The 10,470-nt window shown below is 49.2% G+C and carries 9 protein-coding genes; 3 read left to right on the top strand and 6 right to left on the bottom strand.

The features are described 5' to 3' along the window. The coding region (locus tag B3A20_RS05075) for a GTP-binding protein (protein WP_290762565.1) at positions 1–305 on the bottom strand (305 nt) is incomplete at its 3' end. Between the two features lie 687 nt (positions 306–992). Between B3A20_RS05075 and B3A20_RS05070 the strand changes: the two genes are divergently transcribed. The 3 genes from B3A20_RS05070 to B3A20_RS05060 all read left to right on the top strand — a co-directional run bounded on the left by B3A20_RS05070 (position 993) and on the right by B3A20_RS05060 (position 4,848). Then, complete coding sequence (locus tag B3A20_RS05070; protein ID WP_290762563.1) at positions 993–2,462, top strand: glycosyl hydrolase family 5; 1,470 nt, start codon at positions 993–995, stop codon at positions 2,460–2,462. Positions 2,463–2,676: 214 nt separating this feature from the next. Then, positions 2,677–4,335 carry a glycosyl hydrolase family 5 gene (locus B3A20_RS05065; RefSeq protein WP_290762561.1) on the top strand — a complete coding sequence of 553 codons (1,659 nt, stop codon included), beginning with the start codon at positions 2,677–2,679 and terminating at the stop codon, positions 4,333–4,335. A 165-nt stretch (positions 4,336–4,500) separates the two neighbouring features. Next, positions 4,501–4,848, top strand: coding sequence for a helix-turn-helix domain-containing protein (locus B3A20_RS05060; RefSeq protein WP_290762559.1), 348 nt, complete (start codon positions 4,501–4,503; stop codon positions 4,846–4,848). Positions 4,849–4,860: 12 nt separating this feature from the next. Here B3A20_RS05060 and B3A20_RS05055 read toward each other — a convergent pair whose 3' ends face one another. The 5 genes from B3A20_RS05055 to B3A20_RS05035 all read right to left on the bottom strand — a co-directional run bounded on the left by B3A20_RS05055 (position 4,861) and on the right by B3A20_RS05035 (position 10,443). Next, a complete protein-coding gene (locus tag B3A20_RS05055; RefSeq protein ID WP_290762557.1) occupies positions 4,861–5,913 on the bottom strand; it encodes a M48 family metallopeptidase in 1,053 nt (350 codons plus the stop codon). 105 nt (positions 5,914–6,018) lie between these two features. Continuing rightward, entirely contained in the window at positions 6,019–6,576 is a 558-nt protein-coding gene (locus tag B3A20_RS05050) for a LemA family protein (protein ID WP_290762555.1), read from the bottom strand. A 353-nt stretch (positions 6,577–6,929) separates the two neighbouring features. Next, a complete protein-coding gene (locus B3A20_RS05045) occupies positions 6,930–7,898 on the bottom strand; it encodes a hypothetical protein (protein ID WP_290762553.1) in 969 nt (322 codons plus the stop codon). 127 nt (positions 7,899–8,025) lie between these two features. Beyond that, entirely contained in the window at positions 8,026–8,589 is a 564-nt protein-coding gene (locus tag B3A20_RS05040; protein ID WP_290762551.1) for a M48 family metalloprotease, read from the bottom strand. A 30-nt stretch (positions 8,590–8,619) separates the two neighbouring features. Further along, positions 8,620–10,443, bottom strand: a complete 1,824-nt coding sequence (locus tag B3A20_RS05035) for a DUF4954 family protein (RefSeq protein WP_290762549.1) — start codon at positions 10,441–10,443, stop codon at positions 8,620–8,622. Positions 10,444–10,470 lie beyond the last annotated feature (27 nt).

Below are 10,470 nucleotides of genomic sequence, written 5' to 3'. Positions count from 1 at the left end.
GCACCGTCCATCTGGGCAGCACCAGTCACCATGTTCTTCACATAGTCAGCATGCCCCGGGCAGTCGACGTGTGCGTAGTGACGATTTGCAGTGGTGTATTCCACGTGGGAGGTGTTGATCGTGATACCACGAGCCTTTTCTTCCGGAGCGTTGTCGATTTCATCGAAACGCTTTGCAGCGGCAAGACCCTTAGCAGCAAGGGTGGTGCAGATTGCAGCGGTCAAAGTGGTTTTACCGTGGTCAACGTGGCCGATGGTGCCGATGTTGCAGTGCGGCTTGCTTCTGTCAAAATGTTCTTTTGCCATTTTTTCCTCTTCTTCAGCAGAAGGTTTATCGCTTCAAGTTCAAGAGAACTACACGAGTTCCCTGTATTTTCGCAAAGCATAGGAAGCGGTACTCTGCGAAATTGGAACACAAATTTAATAATTTCTAGATTATTTGCAAGATTTTTTCTTTTGAAATTTCGCCAAAAATGCGGATTTTTGGACTTATCCACAGTTTTTTCGGCGTTTTCAGGGTGTTGAAAACCTGCCTTTTTCGGTGGACAGAAATGCCCTTTTTTACTCAAATTTTAAAGGTTCAATATTTTATTTCAACCATAAAACCAAGATTCTAACATTTTATCAACACCTTCAATAAGGTACAGTTTTCAGCAATCCACATTCCGCGTCTCAGTTTGTAAAAAGATTTTTACATTTTCAAATTTTACAAAGTTTTACCTTTTTTCCGGCTTCCCAACCCATTGTCTTTCAATATTTTGAGTTTTTTCTGCTTCCCCAAAATAATACAAAGTACAACCCAAATTCGCATCCGCAGACTTCGGACAAACTACCAATAATCTCCAATTGGCAATTATTTACAAATGGCCATCACCCCTTTTCCAAAATTGCTTTAATCCCCCACTACAACATGAAAAGTTTTTTTACAAGACATTATATACAGAATTGCTATCTTTAACAAAAGGTGTTTGGGGATAATTTCGAGGAGCTTCTATGAAATACCCCCTTTTAAAGTCCCTGCTATCGCTTGGGACCATTGTGTTAGCGTGTTCTTGTTCTGACGACAAGTCTTCTCCTGTTGGAGATGACGCTTCCCTCCCCTGCAGCGGATGCAACGCCAGCTTGGCGCTGAACCCATCGATGCCGTCCTGCGAAACAGCATGGGTCCTGTCCGCAGACAAAATTTACGTCATCTATAAAGACTTGACCGTAACCAACGAGGCCGGCGTCCAGATCGGCACCGTTACCCCTGTTCCAAATTCTCCGAACATTAATATCGTAGACTTGTCCGGCATTCCGCTCGTCAACAACATCGACCTTTTCAAAGCGGATTCCATCGTCGGCGACGGCATCCGCTACAAGATTACCGAAAACGCCTACCACCTGAAAGACGCTACCGGCAACTACCTCATCTATTCCAACGCAATTGTCACAGACCCAAGCGGTAACCCCGTCGGAGCAATCGACTTTACGACAGGCGCTGTCATTTCGCTCGGCGGATCCTTGCTGACCGTCGCCAACGTCTTATCGCTCCCGATCCTGACTCCAGGTGCAAAATGCGTGGACTACGTTTCACCAATCGCATCGTCATCGAGCGTATATAACCCGCCTGTTTTCAGCAGTTCCTCGATGTATGTCCCGCCGACTCCGAACAGCAGCTCCGCAAAGCCGCCAAAGAGCAGTTCCTCTACGCCGAAGAGCAGCAGTTCCGTTCCACCCAAGAGCAGCAGCTCGGCCGTTGTAGCAAACAAGTGCCCGACCATCAAGAAGACTGGCGGCAAGAGCGGATCCGGCTGGGCAACCCGTTACTGGGATTGCTGTAAACCTCACTGCTCCTGGCCAGAACATGCCCACGGCAATTATTCCAAGCAGTGCACCAACAAGGGACAGAACGAAAGCACCGACTGGAGTGGCGGAAGCATCTGCTCCGGCGGTGGCCTCATGACCTGCACAAGCCAGATTCCGTTCACCATCGACGGCTGTACCGAAATGGGCTTTGCATTTGCAGCCGTGCCTGCAAGCGATGGCGGTTCCTGTGGCAAGTGCTACCAGCTCACATTCACGGGCAAGGGCAAGTACTCGACCGATGCAAACCACAAGGCCATCCAAGGCAAAAAGCTCATCATCATGACGACTAATATTGGCGGCGACGTTCAGCAGGGCCAGTTCGACATCATGATCCCGGGCGGTGGCGTCGGCATGTTCAACGGCTGCTCGTCCATGGGCTGGGGCGGACAGGGCCAGCAGTACGGCGGTCTCCTCTCCGACTGCGAAGTGGAATCGAAGTACAATGCCAAGAAGACTCTTACCTGCCTCGAAAACAAGTGCAACAGCGTGTTCAGCAACGATGCGAAGGCAAAGCAGGGATGCCTCTTCCTCGCCGGTTTCATGCACGCCGCAGGCAACCCGCTCCACGACTATGTTGAAGTGGAATGCCCGCAAGTTCTCAAGGATAGATATTAATATAAATGTCTAAAACGGAACTTAACGCCCCGCGCAGGGGCGTTTTTCTTTTTTGTAAGTCTTTGATAATAAATAAGTTGTGCATAATCTCACAAAAACCATTGTATAGTTCTTTTTACTCTTATTTACGAGCATTTTGGAGAAGAAGATTTTATCTTTTACCGCGGATGATTGGAATACAGGGTGTGAATTAATTACAAGGGCTTACTGTATCATGAAGACAAAATTATTCAAAACCCTCGCCATTTTTGGTCTTTCGTTCATTGCATGGAACTGCTCCGAAGACCCTGCCTCCACAGCAGCAAATAACGCTGAACTTCCGCCGGTATTGGCTAAGCCGGCTCTTGAAGTCGATCAGAACTGCTGGATGATTACTACTGGCTCACAGATTTTCCTTATCGTACCTAACGGTACTGGCGCCTATCTCGTCACTAACGAAGCCAGCATCCCTGTTGGCACCTACAATGTGGCAAGCGGCGCGATTACTGATTTAAGCGGAGCCACAATCATTACGAATGTAAAACTCGAGACTCTCCCTGTCGTAAATCCGGACAAGACCATCAGCTATCCTGATGGCTCCAAGGCAACTATCGACGGAAAGACGCTCCTCCTTCCGGGCGGAATCGATCCGAACGCCATCACCCCGGGCACAAATCCAGGCACAGTCGCAAGCAGCTCTTCTGCTTTTGTCCCTGGCATCCCCGCAGTGAGTTCGAGCTCTGCAAAGAACGTTACCCCGAACCCGGCCGTATCTTCCTCTTCGCAAAAAACTCAACAGCCTGTTGCAAGTTCCTCTTCGAAGCAGCAGGAACAGCCGAAGTCTTCTTCGGCCACATCGAACAACAAGCAGTGTAACGGTCAGTGCTATGACAGCGCCTCGGGCAAGTGCGTTAACTATTACGACCAGATGACCGGTTCCAAGGGCGAAAAATACGCCTACGACAATGATTGCAAGGTAAACTGCTACTACGATCCTGAAAATAAGAATTGCCAGAACATGACCGGCTCTACACCTTCTCAGCAGCCGAAGTCCAGCTCTAGCGTGAAGTCTTCTTCTTCACAGCAACAGCAGCAGCCAAAGTCCTCCTCTTCCAAGCAGCAGGAACAGCCAAAGTCTTCTTCTAGCCAGCAGCAACAGCAGAACAACCCCAACGCTTCCGCCGAAGAAGCCAAGTACCTCAATGCAGGCGCCGGTGGACAGCAGGGCTTTGCCACCCGTTACTGGGACTGCTGCATGCCTCACTGCTCCTGGCCGGAACACGGCGGCGCTGCCAAAACCTGCGATGCCAAGGGCAAGACCCCGATCGGCAACACGAACGGCAGTATCTGCTCCGGCGGTCAAGGCACCACTTGCACAAGCCAGATTCCTATAATCGTGAGTGACAAGCTTGCTTACGCATTCGCAGCAACTCCGGGTAACGACGCCACATGCGGCAAGTGCTTCGCCCTCACCTTTACTGGTACCGGCAAGTACGAAACCAAGGCAAACCACCAGGCTCTCAAGGGCAAGACTCTCGTCGTGATGGCATCCAACATCGGTTATGACGTGCAAGGCGGTCAGTTCGACATCATGATCCCGGGTGGCGGATTCGGTGCATTTAATGGTTGCAGCCAGATGGGCTGGAACATCCCGAGCAACTCCACGACTTACGGCGGCCTCCTCTCCGACTGTGAAAAGGAAGTCGGATACAGCGGCGACCTCTTGACCAAGCGTAAGCAGTGCCTCACCGAAAAATGCAACAAGTCCTTCGGAAGTGACACCCAGGCCAAGGAAGGCTGTCTCTTCCTCGCTACATGGATGGAAGCAGCAGGCAACCCGAACCACACTTATAAAGAAGTTGAATGCCCGGCTGCTTTGAAGGCCCAATTCTAATCAAAAACAGCCAGAAGCGCCATTAGCTATAGTTAAAACTTATAGAAGCACCCTGCCAAAGGGTGCTTTTTTGATTATGATTACACCGCTAAAATCCAAAAATTTCTCGAAATTATGGAAACAATTGTTTGCACGATATTTTGGGGTAATTCATAACATTGGAGAATGCGATATGACATCGATGTCATCCGAAAAGCTGAAATAGAACTTTTAGCACAGATGCAAGGGGCTACTTCGATTACGAAGAAAAAACTCGCTCTCGATAGCGGGATTAGCTGTCAGCACCTCGGTCTCGTCGCAAAAGGCAAACGCAACCTCTCCGTCAAATCATTTTGCGACCTTGCCGATGCTTTCGGCTGTACAGCCACCGAACTGATGTCCAAGCTCGAAGCTTTAATGTTGGAACAAATACAGCTCCAGACGCCTGCCGCAGCAGACAAGGCTAAGGGCATAAACTATATCAATAAAGCTATTCTGGACAAAAACAATCCGAAAAAACCGCCTAAGCCATAATTATAGGCATTTTTAAAATTGCTCAAGCAGCTGAATGCGCTCAGGTGTATCCGGGTGCGTGCAGAACAAGATGTTCGCCTTCGCAACCCAACCCTTTAATCCCATATTGTTATCGAATTCCTCATCCGGGTGGATCACATAAAGCTGTGCAATATCGTTACGCTGCACCGACATAAGACCAGGATCATTGGAAATCTTCCGCAGCGCAGAAGCAAGCGCCAAGGGGTCGCCACAAAGCTCGGCACCGCCGGCATCGGCAACGTACTCGCGCTTACGGGAAATGGCAAGGCGAGTGAACCAAGTGAAGACATAGCCGATAGAACTCCAAATAAACACAAGCAATAAAATCAGGAATAGATATATATCCGCACGACCGCTGTTACGGTTGCGTCTAGAAGAACGACGCGGAGAACTAATAATCGCACTCATCAATTTCAAGGAAACCGTCTGTATCGTCGCAAAAATTCCAACGAACACAATGCACACCACCATGAGGCGCGTATCGCGATTCTTGATATGCGTAAGCTCGTGACCCACAACCGCTGAGAGTTCCCTGTCGTCCAATTTTTCGATAAGGCCAGTCGTAAGCGTAATCGTAAACGAAGGAATGTCGACACCGCTTGCAAAGGCATTCATTCCCGAATCCTCGACAATGTTGATTTGCGGCATCTCGATGCCGCCAGCAATGCAGAGATTCTCGACAATATTATAGACGCGCAAGTTTTCCTTGCGTTCAACCGGTTTTGCATGAGTGGCATGACGAATAATTGCGGTATTGGCACAATAGGCAATAATGAACCATACACCCACAATCATTAACGTATACGGAACCACCGCTTTAAAACAAAGCCAAATTTCGGGCCAGTGCATAGCTCCATACCTCGTTTGCGAAGCATGGCTCGGCGGGCAGCCTCCCCCGACAAAATCGCAGAGAATTCCGAAAAAATCAAGACCCAAAATAACAAGGAGCACCATCCCCAGCAAAATCACCGGGAACATGAAAAGCAGAATCACCGTGTTGCGGTTATTCCGCCAAATCTGCGTCTGGAGTCCAACGTATTTCATTTAGATCCGCTTCACTTGAGACGAAAGACGAAAGACGAAAGACGAGAGACGAGAGAAAAAATTCTTTAGCCTCTCGTCTGTAGGACCAAAGGTCCGTTCTCTCGTCTAGAATCGCACCTCAGGGGCCTTGTTGAGCGTTTCACGGTTTTCGGTCGCCTCGTACATGGCAGCGCGCTTAAAGTTGAACATACCTGCAATGATATTGCTCGGGAACACTTCGCAAGCGTTGTTAAATTCGCGCGTCGAGGAGTTGAAGAAGCGGCGGGCAGCGGCAAGCTTGTTCTCGATATCCGCAAGTTCCGTCTGCAACTGCAAGAAGTTCTGGTTCGCCTTGAGTTCCGGATAAGCTTCCAGCGAAACGCGAAGCCCCGCAAGCGCACCGGACAGAGCCTTGTCAGCAGCAACCTTTTCATCAATCGTCGTTGCACTCATGGCGGCAGCACGTGCGGCAGTCACCCTCTCAAGCACGTCCTTTTCGTGTGTGGCATAGCCCTTCACCGTCGAGACAAGCTGTGGCACAAGGTCATAACGCTGCTTGAGCTGCACGTCAATGTTCGCAAACGCATTCTCGCGATTGTTGCGAAGCTTCACAAGCCCGTTGTACATGGAAATGAACACGGCGATGACGATGAAAATGACTGCGACTACGATAACTACGGTCATAAAATCTCCTTTCTTCTTGTGGAAATAATATACATAAAAACAAGGAGAAAAAGAAAGCTGAGTGAGTTTACAATGAATTTTAAAGTTCAAAAATATTGCAAACCATTATGTCTGCGATACCTTACAAAATCAGCTTCAAGATCTTGAGGATTTTATTTCTCACTTCAACACCAATGCTATTGTAGTTTATAGACAGTGCTGAAGAGACAACGATTAACAGCCTTATGCTACTTTACTACGCCATGCAAATGAAACAGCGGCTCATTTTCATCCTCACCGAGTATTTTTAGACTTTCCCTGGTCGCGAGAATGAGCGCTACATACATCGTGCTCGTGACAGTTTACTGCACACACTACTTTTTCGCAGTAGCCTTTGCGGCCTCTTTCTTCTCTTTTTCTTCTTCAGGCATCGGCTTCGTATCTTCGAGCAGGCGGTCCGCCCATTCCATCCAGAACGTGCAGCGTTCGCCTTCGAGCTTCATCTTCGCAAACTTCACCGGTTCCGTTTCGACGGCAAGCGTCACGACGGATTCCTTGTAGGCCTGCGGAAGCCCTGCGACATGTGCCATGCGCTTCTTGAGTTCCGCGACAGTCGCATCGAGAATATCGACTTCAAAACGGCGCTCAATGTAGCGGCGGGTAATGAACCCAAGCGACATGAAGTAATCACCCTGATTACCTTCGGCAAGGTAATTCTTGTTGCGCAAATTCTTGAGAGCAAGTACAGCTTCTTCGTACGGCGGGAGCTGTGGAGCTTCGCCTCGCTTTGCAAATTTCTTGTGCAGGAACCAGCCAAGAAATACGAGCAATGCAACGCCAAGCACTGCAAAAAGAATATAGAGCCACTGCGGGAGTCTCGGGTCGCTCAGCGGGTCTTCCACTTCGAGGATGTCCGTTTCTTCGCCAGTCGTGCGGTTAGAAACCTTGACCGCGACCGGGTCCGTGTGCGTCTTGACCGTATCCGTACCGACAACGGCGTTCACTTCTTGCGGAGCAATCAAAAAGTCGCCACTCACAAATGTATTGAGCGTTGCAAGCCATGTAAACTTCGCCGTACCTTTGGGCATGCCTTCGGTAATTTTTTCATTCTTCATTTCCTTGACTTCAAAGCTGCCAAGGTTACCAACAAAACTCGGTAAATCGACAATCGCATTTTCAGGCGCCGTGACCTGGATTTCGTAATTAAACTTGTCGCCGATAAAAACCTGTGCGTTATCAACATTTGCCTTGACCGTCAAGTCAAAAGCATTAGCAGAAACAACTAAAAGTAACGCAAGCGAAAAGAAAAATTGGAAACTTTTCAATGAAGTAAAACGAGACATCTTAAACCTCAAAAAGAATATACAAAAAAATGATACTGCAAAGTAATAGGAGATACCCGATCATCCCCGTCATCCCCGTCAAGCGAGGACAGGCGCGAGGACAGGCGTCGGCATGACTAAAAACCGTCTACCGTCCGCCAATCACTTTTTTCAGGATTCTCTGGCTACGCAGCGCAACAGTCGGGTGCTCCCTGTAAACCGAGGCAAATAGCTTCGTGTACGGGATTTCGCATTCGGCAAGTTCCTGCATGGCAGCTTTCGCCTTCTGCTTCCCTACTTCCTTAAACGCATACGCATCCGCTTCAAATTCCTGATTCCAGCAATACCAATTGAAAAACCACTTGAACGGAATCGCGGCCAGGTGTAGCCATAGCACCGCTTCGATAAAACTCGCATTCCAACGAACAACCATCGCCGAAAAGAACCACACGGCAACCATCAGGAATGCAACTTTCATCAGGTTACGCAAAACAGAATGTCGCAACACGCGATGACCTTCTTCATGCTTTTCCACGAACTGGCTTTTCTGCGGTTCCTTGCGGTTTTCAGGTAGCGGTACAATATCGTTCACCAGCGGAATCAATCGCAACACAGCAAACACACCACCGCGCATTTGCGTAATTCTACGTTCACGAATTTCAAGAACCGTTCGTAAAGCAATTTCTAGACAAAGTAATATATATAACAACATAACAGAAAATTCACGCCGCTCAACACACATCTAAGCAATAATTTTTGCAATAGCGTTCAAGCGTTTCACCGATTCTTCAAAGCGGTTTTTCTCCCACTCCACGAATCCCTTGTCCACCGGATGGGCACTGTCGTAATCGTCAAAAATCTTGCGGCCGCGTTCGTTATCGCGATCCAAGCCATGACTCACATTGTCAAACCATTCCTTGTCGAGCTGCCTGTAACGCTTGACCAAATCATCCATCGTCTCAGGGAGCGTTACGACACGTGCAATTTCCTTGTTCGTATCGCCAAGCAGTTTACGCAATTCGCGCGGAGACTGCTTTGAAAGCGATTCGTCGCCTTCCACAAGCGTAAGCATCAGGTCGAGCACATAACGTTCCAGATATTCACCATACGTCTTGATAGCATTCTGTCTCACGCGTTCGCGCAAGAAGTTTTCACCAAGACCGTCAATATCAGATTTCGTATAAACGTCTTTGACCTTGCTCACCTGCAAGCGGTTGTACGCATCAAACACCAAGCGAGCCGTTTCAGGATTGTAAATTGAGTAGAACGTAGACGGCACAATGCCTTTACCGCGGATAGCGTACTTGTACGCATTGCGATCGAGCGCATACGTGTTCTTTGCATAGTTCCAGCCCGGCACAATTTCGTTGAGGCGCGGAGCCACACCCACCAGCTGCGGGTCGCCCGCATGGATCAGCGAGAACGGGAACTTGAGTCGTTGCGGCAAAGTCGTGAGTCCACTTGCAATCAAAGTAAACGGAGACTCGCGAAAATTCGACGGGAACTTGATATTCACGCCAAGCCCAAAGAACATGCCCTGGCCAGGCATCACTTCCTGATCCGGCATGCGGCCCGTGTGATTGCTACCGACGTTTGCGCCATAGCCCAAGTTGCCACAGCCTTCCGGCCAAAGCGCCGCAATCAAAAGCGAGTGGTGGTGCATCTGTGTCATTGGTCCCATGTAAGAACTGTTGACTTCGCCTTCCTCGATATGGCAGCACGGCGCAATGATAGACGACTTCACAATTGCCTTGCAACCGACCTTGCAGCGGCTCATCAGCACAGAGCTCTGGACCTCGGCGCCCGTATGCACCTTGACGCCCATCTGCACATTCGAATTTTCAAGAATCACGGAATCGTAGACATGGCTCGATTCTTCGAGCGAACTCATGATGATGGAATTGCGAATCTTCGCAGCACCCTCGATGCGGGCATGCGGCCCAATCCAGCTATTGCGGACAATGTTCGTATTAGAAACAATTGCACCCTTCCCTACGACACCGAACGGAAGTGCAAGCTCGGCCCTGTAGGCGTTGAGCATTTCAACAAAGGAATCCTGTACGCTCGGCTCCGCCATGTGGAAAAGCTGCAAGTCGACAAGCTCCGTCGTGAGTTCCGGGAACACCAGCACCTCGCGACCGCCCATTTCGTTACCCACGTTAATAGGTGAACCGACCATGTAATTGATCTTGCCGCTGCTGACGAGCGTTCCCACGTTCTGCACAACAGCACTGCTGCGCACAAGCACATTGCTCAGCATAGAAACCCTGTAAATCAAGGCATTTTCAACAATGCAGTTGTGGACCATGCAGTCGTAAATACCTGTAGCGACCGAAACATCGCCCGGCAAGAGGAGCGTGCCAAAAAACTTCGGGAGGCGCACATCGCCCATAAAACAAGAACGGAAAATTCGGTTCGGATCAAAGTCCGGTTCGACAAGTACCTTCGACCAGTCGTCGCAACTGTTCCCGTTTTTCTCCAAAATCTGGATTTCGAAAGCCGTCATCGGACGGTACTTGCCAGTCGCTGATTTGATGGCCTTAAAATTTTCGACCGAAGTAGCCAAAACACTGCTCTTCAGTGCTTTTTTCAA

The organism is Fibrobacter sp. UBA4297, from assembly GCF_002394865.1.
Taxonomy (GTDB): domain Bacteria; phylum Fibrobacterota; class Fibrobacteria; order Fibrobacterales; family Fibrobacteraceae; genus Fibrobacter.
Note: the sequence above shows the minus strand (reverse complement) of the source record. Positions and strands in the feature narration are given on the sequence as shown.

Bases quoted from the DNA above. Each gene is read 5' to 3' on its own strand.
- B3A20_RS05060 (WP_290762559.1), top strand. From the start codon at position 4,501: ATGCGATATGACATCGATGTCATCCGAAAAGCTGAAATAGAACTTTTA.
- B3A20_RS05050 (WP_290762555.1), bottom strand. From the start codon at position 6,576: ATGACCGTAGTTATCGTAGTCGCAGTCATTTTCATCGTCATCGCCGTG.
- B3A20_RS05065 (WP_290762561.1), top strand. From the start codon at position 2,677: ATGAAGACAAAATTATTCAAAACCCTCGCCATTTTTGGTCTTTCGTTC.
- B3A20_RS05040 (WP_290762551.1), bottom strand. From the start codon at position 8,589: ATGTTGTTATATATATTACTTTGTCTAGAAATTGCTTTACGAACGGTT.
- B3A20_RS05070 (WP_290762563.1), top strand. From the start codon at position 993: ATGAAATACCCCCTTTTAAAGTCCCTGCTATCGCTTGGGACCATTGTG.
- B3A20_RS05055 (WP_290762557.1), bottom strand. From the start codon at position 5,913: ATGAAATACGTTGGACTCCAGACGCAGATTTGGCGGAATAACCGCAAC.
- B3A20_RS05045 (WP_290762553.1), bottom strand. From the start codon at position 7,898: ATGTCTCGTTTTACTTCATTGAAAAGTTTCCAATTTTTCTTTTCGCTT.